The sequence below is a fragment of the Micromonospora sp. NPDC003197 genome (genome assembly GCF_053590565.1).
On the sequence record NZ_JBSFTE010000007.1, the window covers coordinates 1 to 23,904 of the forward strand.

Sequence of the window (23,904 nt, forward strand, 5' to 3'; positions counted from 1 at the left end):
AGCGCCGACCGGACCATGAGGGGTCGTGCCAACCTCGGGGTGGGCTGCGGCCGTGTCCACGTTGACCACGGTCAGCACCAGTTGCGCCCGCCGCTGACCTGTCCGACCGCAGTAGCTGCAGTTCTGGGCCACGTAGCCGCTGCCCCCGCACAACTCGCACCCCCGATAGGCGCAACCGTCGGCCCCCTGGTCGTCCGCCTCCGTATCGATCAGAAAACGGTCGCCCCAGCCAACGCACCGGCACAGGTTCAGTGTCTTGGCCAGCCCTTCGCAGTGGTCACAGACCACCACGGGCGGTGAGAACAACTCGGTCACGACCGCAGCCCACCCCGAGGTTGGCACGACCCCTCATGGTCCGGTCGGCGCTCGCAGCGTCGTCCGTTGGCGACCAGTAGCTCGCAGAGGATCCGGTGGTGACGGTCCTGCTCGTCCTCGTGCGTGACGGTCGCTTCGCCGCCGTCCAGCTCGTCTAGGAACGCCAGCGACCGCACCAGGGTCCTGGTGAAGATCAGCGCTGAACTCAGGTCGCGTGCCGTGAACGGCAGATGCGCCACGTACCGCGCCGATTCGACCGGCGCGACCTTCCGTACCTCATCCACGGGATCAGACCGCCCTTTCCGCAGCTCACAGGGGGATGAAGGGGCGGCCCGGCACCCTGCCGCAGGGGCCGGGCCGCCCACGCTGCCAGGAGGGAACCCGGGGGACGGGAGTGACAGCGCACAGCAACGAACGGGGGTCGGGGCGGGCAACCCGCACATGCCACCCGCCCCAACCGGAGGTGAACACCCAGGTGCCATCCGGGGGGTTCCAAGGGAACCCACAATCCGGTTGTAGGTCAATGCCTCACGTGCAACTGGTTGAGATTGGAGGTCGGACGTGATCGAATGGGCGTGCCATCCGGGGAGTGTGTATGCCCAAGCAGCAATACCAAGCACTCGCAGACGAGCTGCGAGCGAAGATCGATTCAGGCGAGTGGCCACCGGGCACGAAACTGCCCAGCCGCTCTCAACTCTGCAAGGACTACGGGGTCTCGGACACCGTGGTCGGCAAGGCCATGATGATCCTGCGCGCAACCGGCCTGACCGAAACCCTCGAAGGCGTCGGCGTCTTCGTTGCCGAGCCGAAGTAGCTGTTCCAGAAAGGGCCTGCCAGCCGCACCGCCCATTCGGGCACTCTTCGGACTGCGACCGGTTGGTCGCTTCCGCTAGGTTCGACTGACCACGCAGAGATGGCGACGATTCCGTCGCCTCTCGCCACACGCCTGTCCACCCAACTTTTTCCTCGGGTGGCGAACAGGAGGGGACGCATGGCCAGCATCGAAGAAGTCAAGGCGGCACTCGCCCAGGCTGCCGAGCAGGGCAACGTCACCGTCAGGCAGATCCAGGCAGCTGCCGAGAATACCGAGCAGGTGATCAATCGCCTGCGAGTCGTTGCGGCCGGCACAGGCCACCCGAAAATCGCGGAAGCCATCGCCCGAGCCGAGCAGACCAAGCAACAACTCGGTCAGGCCGCCGCCCTGATCCAGGGCAGCTCCGGCGCGGCTCGCGAATACATCGGCATCCTCGGCTGATCGCCAGCCCATGAGCATCCGCGACGTCAAGGCCGTTATCCGGGCCGGCATCCAAGCCAGCACCGAAGGCGAGATCCAGTTCAAGAAGGCCGCGCGCGAGGCAGCCGAGGCCAGCCAACTCGCCCGCCACACCGTGGACGGTAGCCACGCTGACGAGGTCGAAGAATCCCTGACTGCACTGACCGCTGCCGCCCGAGAGGTCGATCAAACGACCCGCCGGTTCGAAGAAGCGGTTGACCATGCCGACGTCCGTCTTAATCAGTGCAGCTTTCGCCCTTGCCGTTGAACGACGATTTCGCAATCAAACCCCTCAGCAGATTGCTCAGTTCGTAACGGAAACCCGGGCACGATACCAAGAGGGAGAAACTCTTCCCGCGCTAGAGATGGAAGGCATGATCCGCGCCGTCCTAGGAGAAGCGCATCTCATCGACAATATCGATCCCGAAGTTGCTTTCTCCGTTCAAATCGCCGTCCTCGGCACACTTCTTCAAGACGCCAACTTAACTGAGGTCCATCTTGAGGAATTCATCAGGGACGTCGAGGAAACGGCAGCAGAGTACATGTGACCGTCCTTGGCTGCCGGCTCACCAAACCCTCGCCAACCAGGGAGAAGATGAAGTCGGCCGTCACGACCATCGCTGGAGTTTCGCATACCCGCCACGCTGTGGCCGTCGGCGTCTCGTGCTTCGGACGGGGCCGCCTCCGGTTGGGCAGACCTTTGATCCCGGCCCGTCGAATCAGCATTTCGTCGAGCAGGGCGATGTAGTCGGGCTCGCCGAAGCTACGGCGTTCGTGTCGGTGCGCCAGCCGCGATGACTTTGCCAATGGCGTCGCGGGAGGCGGCAAGCGCGTCGATGGCGGTGACGATGCGGGTCTGTTCGCGGCGCAGGTCGTCAACCAGCTCAGAGCAGATAGGGACGAGTTGCCCGGCGCGTTCGGTCAGACAGGGCAGGACGACGCCAATGATGGCGGTGCTCAGGCCTGCGTCGAGGAGTTGCCTGATGCGCTTGGCGGCGGCGAGGTCGTCGTCGGAGTAGTCGCGGTACCCGGAAGTGTTCCGCTGAGGATGCAGGAGTCCCTGCTCTTCGTAGTAGCGAAGAAGCCGTGCGGGAATGCCGGTTCGCCGGGCCGCTTCTGAGATCCGCATGTGACGCGCCTCTCCGTACTGGCCGTTTGCCTTCTCATTGATGTGAAGGTTCAGCCTAGCAGGGTGAGCATTACTCGATCTGTCTCCCCGAATACTGTACGGCCGGGCGTGGTCCTGGCCGGTTTCGTGATGCTGGTGTTTTGTACTGGCACCGCCGAATACCTCGTTGCCGGCGTGCTGCCCCAAGTGGCTGACGACCTCCAGGTCAGCGTCGCTGCGGCCGGTCAGACGGTGACCGCCTATGCCCTGGGCGTGGCCATCGGTGGACCGCTCGTCACTGTGGTGACCGCTCGCCTGCCGCGCAAGGGCTTGGTTCTCTGTCTCGGAATGCTGTTCGTGGTCGGGACGATCCTGACTGCTGCTGCACCTGGATTCGTCTGGATGATCGCCGGCCGGGTCGTCGCGGCATGCGCGCAGGCGACACTGTTCGCGATCGCCATGGTGACTGCGACCCAGGTGATGGGACAGGCGCGCTCGGGGCAGGCGGTCGCGATCGTGGCCTCCGGGCTGACGGTGGCGACCATGCTCGGCGTGCCGCTGGGGGCGCTGCTCGGCGGCGGTACAAACTGGCGGCTGCCGTTCCTGATCATCGCGGTGGTCGCGCTGCTCGGGGTGGTGCTGCTGGCGCTGACGATGCCACGCACCCCGGCCCCGACGACGGGCGTGGGCGACGAGGTCCGCTCTCTGCTTCGCGGGCCCGTCCTTCTGGCGGTGGCGACGACGATCCTCGGTTTCGCCGGCGTCGGCGTCGTCTTCACCTACCTCGTCCCACTGCTGACCGGAATCACCGGCCTGGCCGCAGGCCTGGTCCCCGCACTGCTGCTGGCCTACGGTGCCGGCGGCTTCGCCGGCAACCTCATCGCCGGTCGACTCACCGACATCTCGCTGAACGCGACCTTGCGCGGCGTGCTGATCGCCCTCGTGGTCAGCCTCGCCGTGTTTCCCCTGCTGGCCGAGCACCCCGTGCCGATGGTGATCCTCACCCTCGTGCTGGGTCTGCTGTCCACGGCGACGATCGCCCCGTTGCAGACCCTGCTGCTGCGCCACGCCGGTGCCGCCCCCAGCCTGTCGCTGGCCGTCAACGTCGGAGCGTTCAACCTCGCCAACGCGATCGGCTCCGCACTCGGCGGGGTCGGCATGGCTGCCGGGCTGCTGCGCTGGGGCGGCTTCGGCGGCGCCGCCTTCGCCGCACTCGGCCTGCTGCTGGCCGGATTCGCCCTACGCGCCAGAACCCGCGCCGACAACGCCTCGCACCCCGATGGCCACAAGAACCAAGAAGATGGAAAAGAGGAGCAGCTCGCATGAGAACCGCGCAGATCACCGGCTACGGCGGCCCAGAGGTCCTCGAAGTGAACGAGATCCCGGCGCCACAGGCCGGACCCGACCAGGCGCTCGTCGCCGTGGTCGCCTCAACCATCAACCCGGTCGACGTTAAGACCCGCACCCCGGGCACGGTCCAGCAGGTCGATCGCTTCCCCGCCACGCTCGGCTGGGACATTGCCGGGATCGTCCTGGACGCCCCTGCCGGCACCGACTGGCGGCCCGGCGATCACGTCATCGCCCTGAACCCTCCGTCTGCGGGACGAGGAAGCTGGGCGGAAATCGTCGCCATACCGGCATCGCTCCTGGTCGCAGCGCCTCAATCGGTCGACCTCGCCACATCCGCAACACTTCCTCTCGCCGGACTCACCGCTCAGCAGGCCCTCCACCGCCTCTCCCCACGCGTCGGGGAACGCATACTGGTGATCGGTGCTGCGGGTGGCGTCGGCGGTATCGCCGTACAACTGCTCGCCGCCGACGGTATCGAGGTCAGCGGCCTTGTCTCCCGACCCGAGCACGTAGATGTCACCCGGGCACTCGGCGCAACGAACGTCTCTGCCGATCCGGGCACGCTGGGAGAGTTCGACGCCATCTTCGACACCGCAGGCGTCTTCGACGCACGACTACTGCATACCGGTGGCCGGCTGGTCACCGTTAGCGACGAGGAGATTCCCACTGCACTCACTGAAAAGGCCTCCGGCGCGGAACACAACTATGTTCGCCACGACCCGGCTGGCCTGCGTGCACTCGTCGAACTCGTCGACACCGGAGCGCTCACCCTCCGCGTTGCCGAACAGCATCCCCTGACCCGCATCCGCCGTGCACACGAACGATTCGAAAAGAGCGGACTGACCGGAAAGATCGTCATCACGATGTGACAGCAAGGCCACGACGATCACGAACCGAGGGGTCGGCGGTCTCGTGCAGGGATAGCTCAGCGGTAGCCGAGGCGGGCCAGGGGTTCGACCAGCTCCCGTTCCTCGTACGCGAGGTGGGACAGCAGGGTGTCGGTAAGCAGGTCGATGGCGGCGCGTAGCTCCGTCATGTTGCCGGGGGCGGTCACCAGGGCGACCAGCGCCTGATCGACCCGTTCGATCACGCCGTGAATGACGTGATGCTCCTGCTCCAGCCGTTCGATGACCGGCTTGAGCCGGGGGTCCGACCGACGCAGATGTGGGAAGAGCGCCTGGTCCTCGATGGTGTGGTGGGTGGTGACCACCCGGCAGTACGACTCGCAGTAGGCACCCAGCGTCCAGTTGTTCTGACGCATCGTCATCGTGTTCAGGTGTGACCGGGCCGCGCCGACGTCCATCGTTCCGGCCGCGACCTGGTCGGCGATGTCGCGCAGTTGGGCGAGCTCGCTACGCAGGTGGTCGTGCACGTCGACGAGGTGCTGACCGGATGCCTGCTCGTGTCGGGTGTACCGCCGGCCCGACTCCGGGTCCGGTCCCGTCGGGCGGTCGCTCTCGTCCCACGGGCGCTCGGTGCTGAACCGTACCCCGTCGTCTGGGGTCGGGGTCACGGCGAGCCCTTCGGCGGCACGCCTGACCGGCGCTGGAGCCGGCGCGATGGTGACCACCTCGGTCGGCGTACCAGGCACTTCCGTGACTGCCTCGGTCGGCGTACCAGGCACTTCCGTGACTGTCTCGGTCGGCGTACCGGATCCGCTCTTGACCAACGAACTCGCCGCGCGCTCGGCGGCGACCAGTTCCCGTACGGCCGGCGCGACCTCGGCGGCGAACCGCCGGATGCCGTCGGCGGACTCGGCCATCAGGATGTAGCCGCTGACTCCCTCGTCGAGGGTGAGTTCGGCGAGCTGCTCGACCCAGACGGCGGGCGGCCCCTGGAGGAACCCGCGACCGTCGCCGTTGAACGAGCCGACGATGTTGTAGAGGCGGCGTACCGCTGCTGGGGACCGACCGGCCTCGGTCGCCGCCTGGTCGATGAGCTGGTTGGCGGCGGTCAACTGCTCCGGCGGCACGTAGGACGAGCTGGGCAGCCAGCCGTCGGCGACGCGACCGGTCAACCGCAGCATGCGTGGCTTGATGGCCCCGAGCCAGATCCCGATGTCGTGCGCCGGGAACGGACCGGGCTTCGCACCCCGGAGGGTGTAGTGCTCGCCGTCGAGGCGTACCCCTCGGCCCGGGGTCCAGAGCGCCCTGATGATCTCGATCGCTTCGGTGAGGGCGGTAACCGCCTCGCCCGCGCTACGCCGGGGTCCGCCCTGGGCGACGATGGCGTCCCAGAATGCGCCCGCGCCCAGGCCCAATTCGACCCGACCGCCGCTGAGGATGTCCAGGCTGGCCGCTGACCGGGCGAGCAGCGCGGGCGGGCGGAGCGGCAGGTTGGCGACGTTGGGCAGCACCGTCACCCGCGCGGTACGGGCAGCGATGACCGACAGCAGCGTCCAGGCGTCCAGGAACTTCGGCTGGTAGGGGTGGTCCTGGACGCTGACCAGGTCCAGACCGACCTGCTCGGTGAGTTGCGCCAGCTCGACGACCTGCTGCGCCTGCTCGGCGCTCGGCGTCAGGAAGGTGCCGAACAGCAGGTCGTGACCATGGTCCGCCACGAGCATGGCCTCCTCACCCGGCGCAATACATGACTATGTCAACCATATGCCATGCGGATGGTTTAGCAACAGAAGGTTCCCTTCATCGCCCGCCATCCGAACTTCCCCCACCCCGCCCATTGACGATCTCCCGGTCTTCGATATAACACTGTCCCTTGATCACTTCGAGTGCCGGTACGACCGGCGTCCCGATCCACAAAGGAGCACCCGTGTATCCATCGCGGACCTTCCGCAACACCGCCCTGTCACTGGGCCTGACCGCGGCCCTGACCGCGGCAATCGCCACCCCGGCGTACGCCCGACCGGCCGACGCGCCATCGGCGACCAGCCTCGTCGCCACTCCCACCGCCGGTCAGGTCTTCTCGATCACTGACCGGATTGCCCGGGACGTCGCCAGCACACTGGCCAACCCAAGCGCCAGACAGCGAATCGTGCCGGCCGTTGCCCAGGCCTCGCTCGACCTCGCCACCATTGAGCCCGGTACGACCCTGGCTGCCGCCATCCGGACCGCCAACCAGGAGGTGCTCGCCGCCAAGGGGCTGCCCAGCACCAGTGGCTCCCTGCTCCAGCTCCGGGTGGCCGACCCCCAGATGGGCGACGCCCTCGCCCAGGGCATCACGCCGCTCGTCGCGGCCGTCCCGAACGACGACGCCATCACCAGCGTGACCGCGTACGACCCGACCGGCCAGGCCGTCCAGCTCGACCCGATGCAGCTGCCCGTTCGGCCGGTCCTCGTGGTGGAGGTGGATGCGGCCAAGGCTCTGCCGATGGGCCTCAACATGCTCCGCAACACGTTGACCGCGAACGGCATCGGCAGCGCGTCGGCCAGCGTCACCACCTCGGCTACCGCCAGCGCCACCAGCGTGGGCACCACCGCCACCGGCTACTGGGCCACCAAGGTGACCTCTATCCAGGTCGCTGACGTCAAGGAGCCCTGGATCAAGGGCAAGGCCGAGATCTTCAACCTCGTCGGCGGCTTCGGCCTCGACGGCAAGGTCAAGATCGACGCCGTGCAGATGCCGTACCTCGACAAGGCCAACCAGACGTACTACCCGAACCAGCTCCTGGTCCACTTCAACGGGTACAAGTACAACCTGGCCGACATCGTGATGATGGAGGACGACGGCGACACCAACTACCAGACGCTGATCACGGCCCTGGTCACCGCCCTGCTGACGATCGTCGACGGCGGCATGTACATCCCGCTGGCGAACGCCATCCTCGAAGCCGTTCCGACCTCGTGGTACGTCGACGACCCGGACTACGTCGACTCCTGGTACACCCTCTCCAAGACCAGCAGTGGTCGGCTCAACGGTGCGGCCGGCAACGGCTGGATGACCGTGACGCCGTACTTCGTCGAGGCCCTGTAAGGATTCAACTCCAGGCCCGGTAAGCATCACCACCGGGCCCGGTAAGCGCCATCGCCGGCCGGTCAGCGACGTTTCGCGATCCGGCCGGCACCGGTACTCCGCTATTACAGTTGAGCGGAGCAGATCACGATCCCATCGGTGACCTGCTTCGCCGACCTGACCGTACCGTTAAGAATGATCTTGCAAGTGATGGTCCCCGGGTCCGTGACCACCATTGACACCTCGGTCTCCCCGGAGATGTCTACCTCCCTGCTCCAAGGGCTGGATACCCCTGGCTCCGTTCCCACGTCGTTGGAGGTCCTCCAGGTGACGAGCGCGATGCTGCCGTTGTCCGAGGTCGCCTCAAGACGTACCGTGCTACCCCCGCCGTCGACGCCGCCACGGTCACTGTTCCGTAGCAGCAGCACCCCGGCCACTCCCGCACCGCCACACAACACCAGCAGTACGACGGCAACGATCGCCCCGATGAGCAGGCCCTTGCCGCCCGATCTGGGCTTACCCGCCGAAGGCATACCCACCGGAGGCATACCCGGCGGCCCGGGTGCCGGATAACCCTGTTGCGGTTGGCCGGGATACCCGGCTACCGGCTGCGCCGGATCACCCGGTTGACTCGGCTGGCCCTGCTGCCAGGGCTCTTGGCGTCCCGACGTCGCGTCATACGGTTGCATCCGACCATGGTGGACACATGTCGCTCTCCGGCGAAACATCTGAAAAGGTGCTTTGCCCCTCTCAACCGGCGCAACGGCGGCTCCTGAGCGCGGCCCGGGAAGAGCTCGACATTCGAACGTGACCACGTACGAGCCGAGCGTCACCGGCACTACTTCACAAGCGCTTCGCAGCGTACGGTGCCATCGGTACTCCGCTGCTCCGCCCTTACCTCACTACCCGAGATAATTTTGCAACTTACGTACCCACGGCCAGTAATCAGTATGGACACCAGATCTCCACTGGAAACACCGATCTCCTTGATCCACGGACTGGCCATGTTGCTCTCCGCGCCCTTCTGATCACCGCTCACCCAACTCAATATCGCGATGGTGCCGCTGTCCGCCCTCGCTTCCATCCGCACCTTGATGCCGCCGCTGTTGCCGCCTTTGCCCATGTCGTTGCTGGGGCTGAGGCTGGGGCTGCTGGTCTCGCTGCTACTGCTGTCGTCACTGTTTCCCAGCAGCAGCACACCGGCCACGGCCACACCGCCACACAACACCAGCAGTACGACCGCGACGATCACCGCGATCAGACAGCCCTTACCGCCCGACTTCGGCGTGCCCGCCGGTGGTGGAGCCGGCGGCGGCGTACCCGGCGGCGGGTAACCGTGCGGCGACTGCCCGGAGTAGCCGGGCACGGGCTGGGCGGGATAGCCGGGCACGGGCTGGGCGGGATAGCCGGGCACGGGCTGGGCGGGATAGCCAGATATGGGCTGGGCCGGGTAGCCGGTTGGAGACGGCTGCTGAGGTGGATATCCCTGCGGGTACGACGAAGAGGGGGAGCCCGGCGCGGGCTGCTGCGGTGGAGGGGCACCCTGCCGCCACGGCTCCTGGGGTCCCGGCGTTCCGTCATATGGCTGCATCCGACCAGAATGGACACATTCCACCCCCAAGCGAAATCCACCAAATGGGTCGGCCGGATCAGCCCTGCTCAATCCCGCCCGCCCCTGCCTCGGGTGTTAGGAAGGGCCCCTTCCTATCGCTTTCTGTATAGGAAGGGGCCCTTCCTAACATCAAAGCGGGCTACGGCGAGCAGCTCGGGCAGGTGATGTCGACGGCGGATCAGCAACCCGACGGCCAGTACCACGTACACGACGGCGATGAGATAGCGAATGGTCGGCGTGGGAAACGCGAACTGGATGGCGAACAGGCCGAACAACAGGGTCGCCTCCAGCCGGGTGATTCGCAGGTCGACCAGGATCGCGACCCCAAGCATGGTCTGCGCAGCGGTGAGCAGGAGTTCCTCGACCTGCCGATCATCCAGGGGCAGCCCGGCAAGCTCGCCGCCACCGAGCAGGAAGGCGATCGGCAGGCAGGCGATCAGCAGGGTCCACTGGTTGAGTTTGGCGGCCAGCAGAGCCCCCAGGCCGTCATCGGCGCGCCCCCGCAGCGCGAACGCGACCGCGACGATCACCTCCGGGGCCTCGGAGGCCACCGGGGCCAACCACTGGACCAGCAGGAACTCGTCGATACCGAGGGCGACCCCGCCCGCGATGAGGGACTCGCCGAAGGGCTCGGCGGCAGCCAGGATGACCACCGCCGCCGCGACGAACAAAAGACCGGCGGTGATCCGCCGCCGGACGTCCGGCTGGTGGGCCAGGGTCGCCGCCACCCCGACCAGATTCTCCTCGGCATGTTCGGCCCGCCGGATCCGCCAGAGGTAGAGCACGAATAGCCCGCCCAGGACCACCGTGTCGTACCAGGCCAGTCGCCGGGTCAATGGGATGACCAGCGCGTACGCGGTGGCCACGGCAAGGAAGAAGATCTCGGTCCGCCGGTGGGGTCGAAGTCGTACGGCGGTGCGGTCACCGGGTCGCCCGCGTCGTCGTACCGCCCAGATGGCGAAAACGACCAGCAGTGGCCAGGCCACCCCGATGAGCAGCCGGTTCGCCCCGGTCATGTTCGCCGTGGCGAAGGCGGCGTAGGCCGGATCAGATCCGGCACGGTAGGCGAAGTAGATGTCGATCGCGTACTCGGGCAGCACCGCCACCAGCGCGAGCAGCGCCAACGCGACGGTGCCCGGCACATCCACCCGGACCACCTCGGCGGCCCACATCAGCAACGCCACCGAGGCGAGCACCGCCACACCGAAGACGACCATCGCGGCCACCGAGGGCAGCTTCAGGCCCATTGACCGTACGACGATGGCGGGCAGCGCGGCGGCTACCGCTGCCCCGACCCGTACCAGTGTGGCCGGGCCGGAAAGCGTGACGTCGAGTCCCACCCGCACAGCCGCCACCACCCCTGTCATCGCCGAGCCTGCCCCACCGGGCCGCCAACGGCGGGCGGAACGGGGAACTTACCCAGGAGTTAGCGCATCGCCAAGCGATGACGGGCGATGGGTACGCGAAGACGGCTGGCCGCCCTGGCTCGGGCGGCCAGCCGGACGATCACACCAGGCGCGGGCTCTCCGCGAAGCCGAACTGCACGGTGCCCTCGGCGTCAACGGCGGCGTCGAGCGCCTTGTCGTCGAGCAACTGGGCTGCCTCGGGGTCCAGGAAGATCCGCGCGCCGGACTCGTCGACCACCTGGTCGCCCTGGACCGGCTGCTCGGCGATCGCCAACGTCAGCGAGCCGGCTGCGGTATCGGTGGCGATCCGCAGACCGGCACCTTCCGGTGCTGCCTGCTGGGCGGTCAGATCACGGATTACGAGCACGGCGTTCTCAGTCAAGGTAAGCATGAAACTCCTCGTGGATTCTCGTAGCGGTCACCCGGCACAGGCTGATCAGCCCGATTTCGAGCACCACGTGGGAGGGTTCAGAAGTACGGCTGGGTTCTGTCGGAAAGATGGGCAGGTCAACGGCCGTCCTGCCCTACGTTGCCCGCTCTTGCCCGGTTCGTCAAATCGACCGGGCTCGACCGTACCGTCTCAGCCCTCTTGCCTACCGGCACCTTCAGTGATGGGATCAATACCCTTCAGTAACGATGGGGACGGGGGCAGCATGGGCCAGCTCAACGAAAAGGGCGCGATCGTCACCGGTGGTTCGCGAGGTATCGGTCGGGCGATCGTGTCCCGACTGGTGGCGGACGGTGCCACCGTCGTGTTCACGTACCAGCAGGACGAGACCGCGGCGAAGCAGGTGGCTGCCGAGTCCGACGGACGTGCCATCCCGGTACGGGCCGATCTCGGCGTGGTCTCCGATGTCGTCGCCCTGTTCGAGGCGGCCGACGAACACCTCGACGGGTTGGACATCCTGGTCAACAACGCCGGTATGGCCGTACCCGCGTTGATCGTCGACGTGACCGAGGCGGACTACGACCGGATCATGGCGGTCAACGCCAAGGGCACCTTCCTCGCCATCCAGCAGGCCGCGCGACGGATGCGCGACGGTGGCCGGATCGTCAGCATCTCCACCGGCAACACCGTGCTGGCCGGCCCCGGGGTCGCCGTCTATGCGGCGAGCAAGGCTGCGGTGGAGCAGTTCACCCGGGTGGCCGCCCGCGAGTTCGGTGGCCGGGGCATCACGGTCAACTCGGTCTCCCCCGGCACCACCGACACCGACCTGCTGCGCGGCACCAACAGTGCGGAGGGGTTGCGGATGGCGGAGGAGATGACCCCGCTGGGGCGGCTCGGCCAGCCCGCCGACGTCGCCGACGTGGTGGCCTTCCTCCTCGGGCCGGACGGGCGCTGGATGACCGGTCAGAACCTCATCGCAGCGGGCGGTCTGATCTGATCGCCGGCCGCGCTCACCCCGCTGATCTGATCGCCGGCCGCGCTCACCGCGCCGCTCTGACCACCGGTCGCGCTCATCGCGCCGCTCTGACCACCGGTCGCGCTCATCGCGCCGCTCTGACCACCGGTCGCGCTCATCGCGCCGTACGCCGTGGTTCGGAGAGTGCGGCGCACGGGCCAGGGTGTTCATGGCGGAGCCCGCAGCGACCCTGGTCGGGCAACGCAGTGCCACAGAAGACCTGATGGCGGACCATCAGCCGGTCTTTCTCCGACAGCGTTGCGGCATTGAAGTCGATGGCCGCTACGTGCGACAACGCGTCGCGGAGGCGTTCGGCCAGAGCGGTCGCCTCATCGAGCGAGGTCAGCTTCGTGGGCAGGTGCAGAACCCACCGGGGAGCGGTCATGCCGGACCTCCATGCGCGTAGACCAGCCGCCCGCAGCGCGACCGGCATATCGACTGACGGAAAGCTACCGGACTGTCGACAGAGGGCAACGGACACACAGTGCTCGCGGCGAGTCGCCCCTTTTCGCCCACAAGTCCCAAGTAGACTGCTGTGCCCCGGTCAGCCGCCCCACCACTCCCCGTAGACGCTCCCCTTGTAGGCGCTCACCAGACCGGTCGCAACGGCGGCAGCCGGTCGCCAGCCAATTCCCGGACCAGTCGGGCCAACTCCGTACGCAGTCCGGCCAGGTTCGCGTCGCCGAGCTGGCCAGCCAGTTCGGCTTCCAGTCCATGCAACACCTGTCCAGCGACGGTCAGGTGGTCGAGGGCCTGTTCGGTCAACACCACCAGCCGGCGCCGGCCGCCGTCCGGGTGCGGCTCCCGTCGTACGTATCCGCGCTTCTCCAGGTCGTCGACGATCTGCCCGGCGGCCTGTTTCGTGACCCCCAGCCGATCGGCCAGTTCGGTGCTGGTGATACCCGGCCCGCGTAACGCCTGGAACGCCAACCCGTGCACCGGCCGCAAGTCGGCATAGCCCACCTCGGCCAGCCGGCGGTTGAACTCGCCGAGGACAAGCTGGAAGCCGAGCCCGAGCAGGAAAGTGAACTCGGTGCGCTCAAGCGGATCACCACTGGACATACCTCATCTTGACACATGCAAGTCAAGCGGCTTTACTCATCCCTTCCGTAGCGAGTAAAGCCACTTGACTCAGGAGTGTCATGATCGTGATCAGCGAGACCGAGGACCGTACGACGACGACCCCGGGCGGCGTGATGACCGCCCTCGCCGGGCCCACCCAGGGCAGCACCGAGTTGAGCACCTGGCGGGTACGGATGGCACCCGACGGGCAGGGACCGGTGCACTCGATCGACCGGGAACAGGTGTGGATGCTGCTCACCGGCTCCGTCTCGATCGCCGTCGACGGAACAGCCCGGACGGTGTCCGCCGGTCAGGCCGCCGTCCTGCCCGCCGGCGTCGTACGCCAGGTCACCGTCGACGAAGGGCCGGTCGAGGCACTGGTCTGCATGCCCATCGGCGGCCAGGCCTTCGTGCCGGGAAACGACGAGCCGCGGCAACTGCCCTGGGCCCAGTAACCACCCCGGCTTGGGTGTTAGGAAGGGCCCCTTCCTATGCAAAAAGCGATAAGAAGGGGCCCTTCCTTACATCTCTGAGGTCTGTGGGGAGGGGGTAAAGCGGTGGGACGGGTGGTTTCTCCCGTCTTGCCATTTTTGCCGGGAGCGCTCCCTAGCCTGATGGTAAGAGGTCAACACGCACCGACAGGGCGGAGCAGAACCGATCGGCGGCCGAGATGGCAGACCGGACCAGGAGCGCGTCAAAGAGCAGACAACGATCCCGGCAGTGGGATGAGCGGACACCCCACCGCCTCCGGAGAGACTCGCGTGCCGCGCCGGCCCCACTGCCGATGCCGAGAATCTGGCTCTGGCGGCTGATGGTCCTGGCCACCACGACGGCGGTGCTCGCCGCCCTCTATCGGGCCGGCAATGCGACCGGCGTCTGGTGGCACGGCACGCCGGTCGTGTCGATCCTCGACGGTTTCGACGCGCTGTTCGTCCGCAACGGCATCGACCTGTGGAAACGGGTCGGCTTCGTGGTGCTCGCCATCGTCTGCTTCCTGGCCTGGCGGCACTGGCAGATGGCCCGGCTCGCCTACCTGCCCGGCCCGGTGGACGTACACGCCTTCACCAACGCCACCCCGGACGAGAGAGCGCCGGTCGACGACGTGAAGAGCCAGTTGTGCCGGCACCTGTCCGAAACCCAGATCTACCCGCCGTACGCCGGACCGGCCGACCCACCACCGAAAGGCTTCCTCGACGTCGCGGCGAAGATGGACGTCACGTCGACCAACGCGATTCTGCTCGCCCTCCAGGCGCTGCCCCGAATGTGGCCCCGGACCGGCTACCTGGTCACCGGCGCGCTCCAGATCCGCCGTCAGGAACCCAGGTACGGCATTTCGGCCACGGTCACCTCGTTCCTCGGCGGTGGGCGCAGCGCCATGACGACCCAGTGGGGGCGTGACTGGGACGAGGCGGCCAGCAAGACGGCGTACTGGGTGCTGGCGACGGTGCTGCCGGTGACCCGGCTCGCCAAGACTGCGCCGTGGCGCAAGTGGCGGGGGCGGGAGCTGCCGGCGGACCTCTTCGAGGCGTACAACGAGGGCAAGAAGGCACAGGACCGACGGCAACTGGACGCCGCGCTGTTCAGCTATGCCCGGGCCCTGCGCAGCGATCCGTTCAACGCCGACCTACGGCTGATGGTGGCCAGCGTCCAGGAGGACCTCGGCCTCTTCCTCGACGCGCTGGACACGTACCAGGGGGCGCTCGCGATCGGCGAACTGACCGGGCGCTACTCCGACCATCTGTGGAGCACCCGGCGTCGCCGGCTGCGCCACCCGTGGCGCTACCTGCTCGGTTTCCTCAGCTACGTGGTCCGGCGCCGCGAGTCCATTCAGCTTCGATACCAGTACGCCTGCACGCTCGCCTACTCTGAGCGCACCATCGAACACTGGTTCGCGCAGGACGCGGTGGGGGAACGGGCGAAGGTCCATCGGCAGATGCGGGAGCGACTACAGGAGGCCTTCGTCGACCGGTACTGGCCGGTGGCGGCGGCGTTCGCCAAGCCGGCCAGCGAGCCGGCCAGCGAGCAAGCCAACGTGCGGCTTGGCGAGCGGGCCGGCGAGCGGATTGACCAGCGGATTGACCAGCGGATTGACCAGCGGCCCGGCGAGCCGGCTGAGGAGCAGGCCGCCAAGGAGTGGCTCCGGCAGGTGCTGGCGGAGTCGCCGGAGGCGGCTCGGGTCGTACTCCAGATCGCTGCCGCCCAGGAGATGTACCGGCTGCACGAGGATGTCCTGCTCGCCCGGCTGGTGCCAGGTACGCGCTCCGTCGCCACCCGTACGGTGCTCCGCCTCGCCCGCGACGTCTGGGCCCCGCTGCGCCTGTCGAAGGCGCTGTACGAGTGGCGGCACCAGGGTTGGCGACCGGCCCGGCTGGACGGGGCCGGCGTCCCCGCTCCGGTCTTCGGCCAAGGCGGCTCGTTGCGTCCCTGGTGGCGGCGGACCGCCCGCCGCCGGGCCCAGGCGATCACGGTCAGCTGGCCGCCCTCGGTCGAACTCCTGGACCGGGCGATCCGGCGCGCGCAGCGACGCTGGCTGCGCTGGCCACACCTGAGCTCCTACGACTACTACAACGCGGCGTGCACCTACGGGTTCGCCCTGTACGGCTACGTGTCGAACCGGCCGCTGGGGCCAGCGGACTGCGATTCGATCGAGCAGCTCTCCTGCAAGGCGGTGGAGCAGTTGCGGGCCTCCCTGGCCTGTACGGAGAGCGGAGTCGCCGCCCGACTGCGCGCCTGGATCGTCAGCAGCGATCCGGATCTGGCTCCACTACGGCACCAGCCAGAGTTCTGGCACTTCGAACGGGACGAGTACCCGAGTCTGAAACTCTTCTTTCCCCGTCCCGACAAGGTAATCAACCTGCGGATGTCGGCGTACGTGAAGGAACTCCTCTGCGAGGGCGCGGTCCTGCTGGAACAGACCTGGCATCGACGCGGCCGCCAGTCGGAGGGGACGGACATCCATCAGATCATCGACTGGCTCGGGGTGAACATTCGGACCTGGGAGGTGTTGGAACGCATTGCCCGGGACCGGGCTCGCTACTGGCGGGACCGGGCGGACTTCATCCAGCTGGTCCGGGAGGCGGTCGACCCGGCCAAGCTAGCCGAGGCGACCTTCCCGCCAGCGGTGCCCGGCTTCGATGACGTGGTCATGGCCGGCTCCGATGAGTTCGACGGTGACGACCTGCGGTCTCCGCGGCCAATCGAGGAACTTGTCCAGCACCGGATGGACAGCGTCGACCGGACGATCCGGTCGGTGGAGATCGAGTTCGCGAGGCGAGGATACGAAGCCAGCCACCGGGACCGGACCGAGTTGTGCAATCGGGACCTGCGGGGTGGGCAGCTGCTGGAGGGACAGGCCCGCGAGATCTGCAACCGGCACGCGGCCCGGTGGCGACGGGTCGCCGAGCACCTGGCCGAGGCCGGGCTGACGGTGTCGGCCAGCGAACCGGTCGACATCCAGCAGCGCCCGTGATCCAGATTGCCGCGTCGGCTACTACTTCGCCCAGATGGCGATGAAGGCCGCCGACCCGTTCGAGTCGTACCCGGCGATGGCCCTGGTGCGATAGCCCGCCTTGGTGTGGGTGGCCTGCTGACTGGCCAGCGCCGAGGCGGACAGGTTGTGCCGGGCCTGATACGGCGTGTTCGCGGTTGCGGCGAACGTCGCGACGAACCGGACCGCGCCGTCGACGGTGTACGCGTTGACGTACGCCGGCCCCATGCCCTTGGCGGTGAGTTCGTTGAACAGTTTCTGGTAAGTGGCTGGTGTCAGGTTGGACCGGATCGCCCAGGACTTGCCGAGACTGCGCTTGGTCATCAGCCCGGTAAAGACCGTCTTACCGCCGACGGTGACCCCGGACACCTGCGCCGGGGTGAAGCCCGCCTTCACCTTCGCGTCGAAGTTCGTCTGCATCGCGTCGGCGGTGAGACCGTGGAAGGCGTAGTACTCCGCGGCCCCCTTCTCCCAGATGGCGGCGTAACGGACCTGGCCACCGTGCAGATAGCTCTCCACGAAGACCGGGGTGAACCCCTTGGCCTTGAGGGTGTCGTGCCGGCTCTGGTATCCGCTGGCGCTCATCTCGGTGTACTCGTACCAGGCAGCGCCCTTGTCCGGCCGGAAGACCACGTTGAAGTACGTCCTGCCCGCCACGTCGTAGCCGTCCAGCCAGGTCGGCCGGTACTTGGCGGCAACCGCCTGGTTGAACAGGGCGTGGTAGTCCTCGACCGGCACGGCGGTACGGACCACCTCGGCACCCCCGGTCGGGAACGGCTTGGCTCCGGTCGTGCTCCCGCTCGGTGCGGTGGTCGGTCCACCGGTGGCCGCCACGTTGCTGGTGTTCGGGTCGAGACCTCCGCTGCCCGCCCCGCTGCCCAGGCCCGCCGCTTCGGCGACCTGGCTGGGATCGGTGGCACCCGGGCTCACCTTGGCCGCACCCGCCGGATCCACGTTCGACTCTCGACAGCCGACCAGCGCGGTCAGCGTCACGGCGCCTACGGCCAATATCCGCAGTACACGATTCATGATGGCTCCTCCCCCGATGGCCAAGTCCGTCATGCTATCTGGCGTGGGCCTGGAGCCGCGCCAGGATCGCCTGGTTGGCTTCCCAACCGTCGGGGAACTTGACCGGGACGTTGAGGTGGACCGGTTCGGTGGACGGGTGGGCGTCGAGCAGTTCGGCGATGCCGCCCCGGGCCACCACCAGGCAGGCGTGCCGGTGCCGGCTGGTGAGCACACAGAGCCGCCCGGACTCCAGGTGGAAGGCGGTGGCGTCCCGACGACCGGAGAGCGGGTGCAGCACGACGGTCACGTCGTACTCCCGGCCCTGTAGTCGGTTGGCGGTGTCGACGGTGATGTCCGCGCCGGCCGGGCCGAGCTGCGACCGGATCACCGCAACCTGGTCGCGGTGCGCGGCCCCGATCGCGATCCGGTCCGCGGTGACCGGCGCGCCTTCCGGGGTACGTTCGGAGACCGCGACCGCCTTCCGGTCCAGGATCCGCAACGCCAACGCCGCGCAGGCCGCGGCGGCCTCCGCATCGGTACGGGGTACGAATCGGGCGGGTAACTCGTACCAGCCCCATCCGGTGCTGGCCGCCAGTTCCACGCTCGCGTCCAACGCATCGCCCGGGCCGGGCTCGGTCAACGTAAGCACCCGGTCGGTCTCGGTGGTGCCGGCCCGGAACCCGGTGAACGGATAGAACGCCGCCGCCACCACCGGGGCTGCCGAGGCGGGCAGTCGCCAGGACACCGGTAGCCGGTGCACCGGCAGGTCCGGGTTGTGGCGCAGCAGCACCGCCACCGCGCTCTGCATCGGGTCCCAGGTCAGCCCGGTCCAGCGGACAGTCTCCACGGTCGAGAACGGGTCGAGCTGTCCCGGGTCACCGACGAACAGCGCCCGTTCGAACCGGCTGGCCACGCGCAACAGGGCGTCCGAGCGCATCTGGTACGCCTCGTCCACGATCGCCCACGGCCATGAGCCCTCGGTGACGGTGGCCCACTTGGCGGCCGTACCGATGATGACGGCCGGCCCACCGAGTTCCGCGACCTTGCCACCGACCCGGACCCCCGGATGCTCCTCAACGCGGGCCGAGGGTACGTAGTCGGTGGCCGAGAGCCGACCGATCCGCAGTTCGGGGGCGGAGTTGGCCAACCGGTCGATCAGGTCGTCGACCTGCTCGTTGGTCTGCGCGATGATGATCAGCGGCTCGCCGGCCGAGGCGAGTTCACCGGCGGCGCGTACCACCAGGGTCGACTTGCCCGCCCCGGGTGGCGAGTCGACCACCACCCCACGGTGGTTGCCGGAACGCAGGTCGGCCAGTACGGCAGTGATCACCCGTTCCGCCTCGACCCCCGGCGGCACCGTCAACTCGGCTCGCAACCTCGCCCCTCCCCACTCATGCTCCCGGGACACTACCGCTCGGACTGCGACAGGTCCTACGGTCGGCCGGCATCCCGAGGGCTTACGTTGATGTCAGACCCAGCTGGTACTACGGATACGGTCCGGGGAGGTGAGCAAGTGATCATCATCAGCCATGGCGACCTGCTGACGGCAGAGGCCGAGGCTCTGGTCAACACCGTCAACACCGTGGGGGTGATGGGCAAGGGCATCGCCCTACAGTTCAAACGCGCCCATCCCGCCAACTACGCGGCCTACCGAGCGGCGTGCACCGCAGGCGAAGTCAGACTGGGCGAGATGTTCCTTTTCGACTCAGCTCGCCTTGGCCCTCGACGCTACGTGATCAATTTCCCGACCAAGGGCCACTGGCGGTCAACCTCCCAGATCCGCGATATCGAGGCTGGCCTGGTCGCCCTGGTCCGGGTCGTACGGGAGCATGACATCGAGTCCGTGGCAGTGCCCGCTCTCGGGTGCGGCAACGGAGGACTTGACTGGGACCAGATCCGACCGATGATCGAGCATGCGTTCGATGCACTACCAGACGTTCGGGTGCTCCTTTTCCCTCCCGAAGGCTTGCTCGCCCCCGCCGAGATGCCGGTTGCCACCGCAAAACCGGGTCCCGTCGACAACGGCCCGAACGTGGCCACCCAGGTGCACGTCAACCGCCGGTCACCAGCGTGACCGCAATCGTCACCATCACGACTGCGATCGCCGCGTCCAGGATGCGCCAGGCGCGTGGGTTGGCGAACACCGGCCGAAGCAGGCGGGCACCGTAACCGAGAGCGCTGAACCAGAGGCAGCTCGCCATGACAGCACCGATCGCGAAGAACCAACGCTCCGGGTCACCGTGGGTGTTGGCGATCGAGCCGAGCAGCAGCACCGTGTCGAGATAGACGTGCGGGTTGAGCCAGGTCAACGCCGCGCAGGTCAGCAACACGATCCGCAACGTCGTACGACCGCCGGCCGGGTCGGTGTCGATCCGCCCGGTGGTGAAGGCGCGTCGGGCCGCCAGCAGGCCGTAGCCCACGAGGAACACCGCGCCCGCATAGCGTACGAGGTCGAGGACTACGGGCCACCTCTCCAAGATCGCCCCGATGCCGCTGATGCCGGCGACGATGAGCAGCGCATCCGAGACAGCGCACACCAGTACGACCGGACCGACGTACTCGCGCCGCAGCCCCTGTCGGAGCACGAAGGCGTTCTGCGCGCCGATGGCGACGATGAGCGAGAGCCCAGCCCCGAAGCCGGTCAGCGCCGTAAGCAACTGTGTGGTGATCACCGACCGACCGTAGGTGCGCGCCCCGCATCAAGACCAGCTCATGTAATGCCGGCCTCAGAGCGCGCCTTTCGAGCTGTCCGACCGGCCCCCGGAGCAGCGAGGAGAAGCGCGAACGGCTAGCTTCTCCCCGTGACGGATCTGCCTCGGGGCATCTACGAACATCTGATCACTGAGGAGCTCGCGACGCGGCTCCAACGCATCGACGCGGACCTGGTCCAGCGGAGCGAGCTCGACCCGGTCGACGCGGATGAGGTGCTTAGCCGGCACATCGCTGACCTCGCCCGCCGGGCATTACGGGCGGTTCCCAGCTCCGACCAGCACCGACTGGTCAGGCAGGTGGAGGTCGCCAACCGGATCGCGGAGGCGATCGAACGCTTGGCCCCGGACGCGACCGGCGCCAGCGACCGGGTAGCCAGTTCACACGACCTGCTGAAAGCGATCGCGGCCGCTGATGAGTCAACGAACGTGATCAGCTTTCCGGTCCGACCCGCTACCCCGCTCAACAGAGGAGCGCTGCTGGTCAACGGCAAGAACCAGCCTCGGATCGGGCACGAGATCAGTCACGAACTGGCTTCCGCCGACGAGGCGTACCTGCTCTGCGCCTTTATCAAATGGCAGGGGCTACGCCTTCTCGAACGGCCAATCCGCGACCTGATCGAGCGCGGCGGTCAGCTACGGGTGATCACTACGACCTACCTGGGCGCGACCGACCAGCGAGCCCTGGACCGGCTCGCCGAACTGGGCGCGGACATCAAGGTCTCCTACGAGACCAGAACCACCCGGCTACATGCCAAGGCTTGGCTGTTCCGACGCGGCAACGGGGCCAGCACGGCGTACGTGGGCTCATCCAATCTGTCGAAGGCGGCCCTGGTAGACGGGTTGGAGTGGAACATCCGGGTAGCCAGGCTGGAACAGCCAGACATCGTGGACACCTTCGAGGCGACGTTCGACGACTACTGGGATGATCCGGCCTTCGAGTCGTACGAGCCGGAGCGGGATGGGCTGCGCCTGCGCCGGGCACTGACCGCCGAGCGAACCGGCGGCGCGACCAACCCACTCGACATCGAGGTCGCGAACATCGACGTACGACCGTACGGCTATCAGCGCGAGATCCTCGACGACCTCGCGGCCGAACGGGCGGTGCATGGTCGCCACCGCAACCTGGTGGTGATGGCAACCGGCACCGGCAAGACCTTCGTCGCCGCCCTGGACTACCACCGACTTCGCCAGGCCGGAACTGTCGATTCCCTGCTCTTCGTCGCCCATCAGGATCAGATCCTGCGGCAGAGCCGGTCGGTCTTTCGGCACGTCCTGCGTGACGGTAGCTTCGGCGAGACCCTGGTCGGCGGCGACAGACCCAGCCAGTGGCGGTACGTCTTCGCCAGCATCCAGTCCCTGCGTCGGCTGGAGCTGAAACCGGACCAGTTCGACATGGTAATCATCGATGAGTTCCACCACGCCGAGGCGCCGACCTATCAGCAGCTGCTGAGTCGGCTCGATCCGAAGATCCTGCTCGGGCTGACCGCCACCCCGGATCGCTCCGACGGTGGCGACATCCGCCGCTGGTTTGCCGGGCACACCGCCGTTGAGCTGCACCTGTGGGAGGCACTCGACCGACAGCTACTCGCACCGTTCCAGTATTTCGGGCTGCACGACGATGTCGACCTGTCGCAGTTGCGCTGGAAACGCGGCCAGGGCTACGACAACAGCGAGTTGGATCGGCTGTACACCGGTAACCATGCCCGAGCCCGGATGGTGCTGCAGGCCGTACGGGACAAGGTGGATGTCGACCGGATGCGGGCACTCGCGTTCTGCGTCAGTATCGGCCACGCCCAGTTCATGGCCGACTGGTTCAACCGGGCGGGGATACCCGCCCACGCTGTCACCTCGCGACTCGACACGGCCGCCCGGTACGAAGCGTTGGCTGCCTTCCGATCCGGCAAGTTACGGGTGCTCTGCACAGTCGACCTGTTCAACGAAGGCATCGACCTGCCGATGGTCGACACGATTCTGTTGCTACGTCCCACCGAGAGCGCAACGATCTTCCTACAGCAGCTCGGTCGTGGTCTGCGGCTGGACGACGACAAGGCGTGTCTGACCGTCCTCGACTTCATTGGCGGGCAGCATGCCAACTTCCGGTTCGACCTGCGCTGGCGGGCGTTGACCGGGGTGAGTCGCCGGAGCCTGGAGCGGGCGGTCGCCGAGGACTTTCCGACCCTGCCCAGCGGCTGCCATATCGAACTCGACCGAGTCGCCAAAGAGGTGGTGCTGGGGAATCTGAAGCGGGCGATACCCAGCTCGAAGAAGGGACTTCTCAGCGAGCTACGCCAACTCGGCGACGTGCCCCTCGGCGACTTCCTACAGGAGACCGGCCTGGAGCTCGAAGACATCTATCGCCGAAAGGGCCTTGGTGGCTGGACCGGGCTTCGGCGCATGGCCGGGCTCGACGACACGGCTGTCGGCCCCGATGACGTCACCCTCAGCACCGCCTTCGGCCGGATGCTTCACCTCGATGACCTCGACCGGCTCGACCTGCTAAGCCACGTCGCTGCCGGCACCCTAGGCACTGCCGGTGCCCTAGGCACTGCCGGTGCCCTAGGCACTGCCGGCACCCAGGTCGCTGCCGGCGACCGGCCCGTGTCACACCGACTGCTGCACATGCTGCACTTCATGCTCTGGGGACCGACAGCGCCCCTGGCCGAACTGGACGAACGGCTGGACCGGCTCTGGGCAGACCCGGCCCGTTGTCTGGAACTGCGGCAGATCGTCGACGTGCTGCGTGGCCGCATCCACCGGATCACCACGCCTGGCCGCTCGGACCGCGTGCCGCTACGGATACATGCCCGGTACAGCAAGAACGAGGCGTGTGCCGCCTTCGGAATGACCAACCCGGGAAGCTTGCGGGAAGGGGTCAAGTGGATCGAGGCCGAGCAGTCGGACATCTTCTTCGTCACGCTGGTCAAATCAGCACAGCACTACTCGCCGTCCACCATGTATCAGGACCGGGCGCTCACCGATGAACTGTTCCAGTGGGAGTCGCAGAGCACCACCTCGGCCAGTTCGCCGACCGGTCAGCGGTACATCGCACACGCGAGGCGTGGTTCGACGGTGCACCTGTTCGTTCGGGAAACCAAGGTCCCCGATGGTGACCTTGGAGTACCGCCGTACCTTTACGCGGGCCCGATGACATACGAGCGGCACACCGGAGACCGCCCGATGCGGATCATCTGGCGGCTCGACCATCCACTCCCCGCCGACGTACTCCACGCGGCCCGGGTAATAGCCGCCTGAGCAGGGCA

The 23,904-nt window shown here is 67.4% G+C and carries 24 protein-coding genes and 1 pseudogene; 12 read left to right on the forward strand and 13 right to left on the reverse strand.

Features of this window, described 5'->3' with window-relative positions; translation table 11 throughout:
* Together ACWDV4_RS09820 and ACWDV4_RS09825 are read right to left on the reverse strand one after the other, a co-directional pair.
* Window positions 1–315, reverse strand: a pseudogene (locus ACWDV4_RS09820) (hypothetical protein); the annotation flags it as partial.
* Window positions 312–599 (reverse strand): hypothetical protein, encoded by a 288-nt coding sequence (locus ACWDV4_RS09825; protein ID WP_449976290.1) that lies wholly within the window; start codon window positions 597–599, stop codon window positions 312–314. The gene ACWDV4_RS09825 and the pseudogene ACWDV4_RS09820, both read right to left, overlap by 4 nt.
* A gap of 311 nt (window positions 600–910) precedes the next feature.
* Here ACWDV4_RS09825 and ACWDV4_RS09830 point away from each other — a divergent pair, with 311 nt between their 5' ends.
* The 4 genes from ACWDV4_RS09830 to ACWDV4_RS09845 all read left to right on the forward strand — a co-directional run bounded on the left by ACWDV4_RS09830 (window position 911) and on the right by ACWDV4_RS09845 (window position 2,136).
* Entirely contained in the window at window positions 911–1,129 is a 219-nt protein-coding gene (locus tag ACWDV4_RS09830) for a winged helix-turn-helix domain-containing protein (RefSeq protein WP_449976292.1), read from the forward strand.
* Window positions 1,130–1,306: 177 nt separating this feature from the next.
* The gene (locus tag ACWDV4_RS09835) at window positions 1,307–1,570 is read left to right on the forward strand and encodes a hypothetical protein (RefSeq protein WP_449976293.1); all 264 of its coding nucleotides are present in this window, start codon (window positions 1,307–1,309) and stop codon (window positions 1,568–1,570) included.
* A 10-nt stretch (window positions 1,571–1,580) separates the two neighbouring features.
* Complete coding sequence (locus ACWDV4_RS09840; protein WP_449976294.1) at window positions 1,581–1,856, forward strand: hypothetical protein; 276 nt, start codon at window positions 1,581–1,583, stop codon at window positions 1,854–1,856.
* A complete protein-coding gene (locus tag ACWDV4_RS09845; protein WP_449976296.1) occupies window positions 1,810–2,136 on the forward strand; it encodes a hypothetical protein in 327 nt (108 codons plus the stop codon). Before ACWDV4_RS09840 ends, ACWDV4_RS09845 begins: the two co-directional genes overlap by 47 nt.
* 215 nt (window positions 2,137–2,351) lie before the next feature.
* Here the strand turns inward: ACWDV4_RS09845 and ACWDV4_RS09850 are convergent, their stop codons facing one another.
* Window positions 2,352–2,717, reverse strand: coding sequence for a MerR family transcriptional regulator (locus ACWDV4_RS09850; RefSeq protein ID WP_449976298.1), 366 nt, complete (start codon window positions 2,715–2,717; stop codon window positions 2,352–2,354).
* A gap of 63 nt (window positions 2,718–2,780) precedes the next feature.
* Between ACWDV4_RS09850 and ACWDV4_RS09855 the strand changes: the two genes are divergently transcribed.
* Window positions 2,781–4,022, forward strand: coding sequence for an MFS transporter (locus ACWDV4_RS09855; RefSeq protein WP_449976299.1), 1,242 nt, complete (start codon window positions 2,781–2,783; stop codon window positions 4,020–4,022).
* Entirely contained in the window at window positions 4,019–4,915 is an 897-nt protein-coding gene (locus ACWDV4_RS09860) for an NADP-dependent oxidoreductase (protein WP_449976300.1), read from the forward strand. Before ACWDV4_RS09855 ends, ACWDV4_RS09860 begins: the two co-directional genes overlap by 4 nt.
* 56 nt (window positions 4,916–4,971) lie before the next feature.
* Here ACWDV4_RS09860 and ACWDV4_RS09865 read toward each other — a convergent pair whose 3' ends face one another.
* Entirely contained in the window at window positions 4,972–6,606 is a 1,635-nt protein-coding gene (locus ACWDV4_RS09865) for an LLM class flavin-dependent oxidoreductase (protein ID WP_449976302.1), read from the reverse strand.
* A 209-nt stretch (window positions 6,607–6,815) separates the two neighbouring features.
* Here ACWDV4_RS09865 and ACWDV4_RS09870 point away from each other — a divergent pair, with 209 nt between their 5' ends.
* The gene (locus ACWDV4_RS09870) at window positions 6,816–7,976 is read left to right on the forward strand and encodes a DUF3103 family protein (protein ID WP_449976303.1); all 1,161 of its coding nucleotides are present in this window, start codon (window positions 6,816–6,818) and stop codon (window positions 7,974–7,976) included.
* 104 nt (window positions 7,977–8,080) lie between these two features.
* Here the strand turns inward: ACWDV4_RS09870 and ACWDV4_RS09875 are convergent, their stop codons facing one another.
* From ACWDV4_RS09875 to ACWDV4_RS09890, 4 genes are all read right to left on the reverse strand, one after another.
* The gene (locus ACWDV4_RS09875) at window positions 8,081–8,644 is read right to left on the reverse strand and encodes a hypothetical protein (RefSeq protein WP_449976304.1); all 564 of its coding nucleotides are present in this window, start codon (window positions 8,642–8,644) and stop codon (window positions 8,081–8,083) included.
* Between the two features lie 149 nt (window positions 8,645–8,793).
* Window positions 8,794–9,369 carry a hypothetical protein gene (locus tag ACWDV4_RS09880; RefSeq protein ID WP_449976305.1) on the reverse strand — a complete coding sequence of 192 codons (576 nt, stop codon included), beginning with the start codon at window positions 9,367–9,369 and terminating at the stop codon, window positions 8,794–8,796.
* 290 nt (window positions 9,370–9,659) lie between these two features.
* On the reverse strand, window positions 9,660–10,934 hold the full coding sequence (locus tag ACWDV4_RS09885) for a sodium:proton exchanger (protein ID WP_449976306.1): 1,275 nt from the start codon (window positions 10,932–10,934) through the stop codon (window positions 9,660–9,662).
* 139 nt (window positions 10,935–11,073) lie between these two features.
* Window positions 11,074–11,364, reverse strand: coding sequence for a HesB/IscA family protein (locus ACWDV4_RS09890; RefSeq protein ID WP_449976308.1), 291 nt, complete (start codon window positions 11,362–11,364; stop codon window positions 11,074–11,076).
* A 262-nt stretch (window positions 11,365–11,626) separates the two neighbouring features.
* Here ACWDV4_RS09890 and ACWDV4_RS09895 point away from each other — a divergent pair, with 262 nt between their 5' ends.
* Complete coding sequence (locus ACWDV4_RS09895) at window positions 11,627–12,358, forward strand: SDR family oxidoreductase (RefSeq protein WP_449976310.1); 732 nt, start codon at window positions 11,627–11,629, stop codon at window positions 12,356–12,358.
* A gap of 133 nt (window positions 12,359–12,491) precedes the next feature.
* Here ACWDV4_RS09895 and ACWDV4_RS09900 read toward each other — a convergent pair whose 3' ends face one another.
* Both ACWDV4_RS09900 and ACWDV4_RS09905 read right to left on the reverse strand, forming a co-directional pair.
* Window positions 12,492–12,761, reverse strand: a complete 270-nt coding sequence (locus ACWDV4_RS09900; protein WP_449976311.1) for a hypothetical protein — start codon at window positions 12,759–12,761, stop codon at window positions 12,492–12,494.
* A 203-nt stretch (window positions 12,762–12,964) separates the two neighbouring features.
* Window positions 12,965–13,438, reverse strand: a complete 474-nt coding sequence (locus ACWDV4_RS09905) for a MarR family winged helix-turn-helix transcriptional regulator (protein ID WP_449976313.1) — start codon at window positions 13,436–13,438, stop codon at window positions 12,965–12,967.
* 80 nt (window positions 13,439–13,518) lie between these two features.
* Here ACWDV4_RS09905 and ACWDV4_RS09910 point away from each other — a divergent pair, with 80 nt between their 5' ends.
* Together ACWDV4_RS09910 and ACWDV4_RS09915 are read left to right on the forward strand one after the other, a co-directional pair.
* Window positions 13,519–13,893 carry a cupin domain-containing protein gene (locus tag ACWDV4_RS09910; RefSeq protein ID WP_449976315.1) on the forward strand — a complete coding sequence of 125 codons (375 nt, stop codon included), beginning with the start codon at window positions 13,519–13,521 and terminating at the stop codon, window positions 13,891–13,893.
* A 329-nt stretch (window positions 13,894–14,222) separates the two neighbouring features.
* On the forward strand, window positions 14,223–16,907 hold the full coding sequence (locus ACWDV4_RS09915; protein ID WP_449976316.1) for a hypothetical protein: 2,685 nt from the start codon (window positions 14,223–14,225) through the stop codon (window positions 16,905–16,907).
* 21 nt (window positions 16,908–16,928) lie between these two features.
* Here ACWDV4_RS09915 and ACWDV4_RS09920 read toward each other — a convergent pair whose 3' ends face one another.
* Window positions 16,929–17,954, reverse strand: coding sequence for a hypothetical protein (locus ACWDV4_RS09920; protein ID WP_449976318.1), 1,026 nt, complete (start codon window positions 17,952–17,954; stop codon window positions 16,929–16,931).
* A 34-nt stretch (window positions 17,955–17,988) separates the two neighbouring features.
* Window positions 17,989–19,308, reverse strand: coding sequence for an AAA family ATPase (locus tag ACWDV4_RS09925; protein WP_449976319.1), 1,320 nt, complete (start codon window positions 19,306–19,308; stop codon window positions 17,989–17,991).
* A 138-nt stretch (window positions 19,309–19,446) separates the two neighbouring features.
* Between ACWDV4_RS09925 and darG the strand changes: the two genes are divergently transcribed.
* Window positions 19,447–20,007, forward strand: coding sequence for a type II toxin-antitoxin system antitoxin DNA ADP-ribosyl glycohydrolase DarG (darG, locus tag ACWDV4_RS09930; RefSeq protein ID WP_449976321.1), 561 nt, complete (start codon window positions 19,447–19,449; stop codon window positions 20,005–20,007).
* Here the strand turns inward: darG and ACWDV4_RS09935 are convergent.
* A complete protein-coding gene (locus tag ACWDV4_RS09935; protein WP_449976322.1) occupies window positions 19,985–20,605 on the reverse strand; it encodes a LysE/ArgO family amino acid transporter in 621 nt (206 codons plus the stop codon). The two genes, darG and ACWDV4_RS09935, sit on opposite strands and share 23 nt — an antisense overlap.
* Before the next feature lie 129 nt (window positions 20,606–20,734).
* Between ACWDV4_RS09935 and ACWDV4_RS09940 the strand changes: the two genes are divergently transcribed.
* Complete coding sequence (locus ACWDV4_RS09940; protein ID WP_449976324.1) at window positions 20,735–23,896, forward strand: DUF3427 domain-containing protein; 3,162 nt, start codon at window positions 20,735–20,737, stop codon at window positions 23,894–23,896.
* Window positions 23,897–23,904 lie beyond the last annotated feature (8 nt).

What these genes read in the sequence shown, in the direction of transcription:
- ACWDV4_RS09840 (WP_449976294.1), top strand. Translation starts at nt 1,581, where the DNA reads ATGAGCATCCGCGACGTCAAGGCCGTTATCCGGGCCGGCATCCAAGCC.
- ACWDV4_RS09905 (WP_449976313.1), bottom strand. Translation starts at nt 13,438, where the DNA reads ATGTCCAGTGGTGATCCGCTTGAGCGCACCGAGTTCACTTTCCTGCTC.
- ACWDV4_RS09850 (WP_449976298.1), bottom strand. Translation starts at nt 2,717, where the DNA reads ATGCGGATCTCAGAAGCGGCCCGGCGAACCGGCATTCCCGCACGGCTT.
- ACWDV4_RS09920 (WP_449976318.1), bottom strand. Translation starts at nt 17,954, where the DNA reads ATGAATCGTGTACTGCGGATATTGGCCGTAGGCGCCGTGACGCTGACC.
- ACWDV4_RS09910 (WP_449976315.1), top strand. Translation starts at nt 13,519, where the DNA reads ATGATCGTGATCAGCGAGACCGAGGACCGTACGACGACGACCCCGGGC.
- ACWDV4_RS09835 (WP_449976293.1), top strand. Translation starts at nt 1,307, where the DNA reads ATGGCCAGCATCGAAGAAGTCAAGGCGGCACTCGCCCAGGCTGCCGAG.
- ACWDV4_RS09845 (WP_449976296.1), top strand. Translation starts at nt 1,810, where the DNA reads ATGCCGACGTCCGTCTTAATCAGTGCAGCTTTCGCCCTTGCCGTTGAA.
- ACWDV4_RS09890 (WP_449976308.1), bottom strand. Translation starts at nt 11,364, where the DNA reads ATGCTTACCTTGACTGAGAACGCCGTGCTCGTAATCCGTGATCTGACC.
- ACWDV4_RS09875 (WP_449976304.1), bottom strand. Translation starts at nt 8,644, where the DNA reads ATGCAACCGTATGACGCGACGTCGGGACGCCAAGAGCCCTGGCAGCAG.
- ACWDV4_RS09915 (WP_449976316.1), top strand. Translation starts at nt 14,223, where the DNA reads ATGCCGAGAATCTGGCTCTGGCGGCTGATGGTCCTGGCCACCACGACG.
- ACWDV4_RS09900 (WP_449976311.1), bottom strand. Translation starts at nt 12,761, where the DNA reads ATGACCGCTCCCCGGTGGGTTCTGCACCTGCCCACGAAGCTGACCTCG.
- ACWDV4_RS09860 (WP_449976300.1), top strand. Translation starts at nt 4,019, where the DNA reads ATGAGAACCGCGCAGATCACCGGCTACGGCGGCCCAGAGGTCCTCGAA.
- ACWDV4_RS09885 (WP_449976306.1), bottom strand. Translation starts at nt 10,934, where the DNA reads ATGACAGGGGTGGTGGCGGCTGTGCGGGTGGGACTCGACGTCACGCTT.
- ACWDV4_RS09895 (WP_449976310.1), top strand. Translation starts at nt 11,627, where the DNA reads ATGGGCCAGCTCAACGAAAAGGGCGCGATCGTCACCGGTGGTTCGCGA.
- ACWDV4_RS09830 (WP_449976292.1), top strand. Translation starts at nt 911, where the DNA reads ATGCCCAAGCAGCAATACCAAGCACTCGCAGACGAGCTGCGAGCGAAG.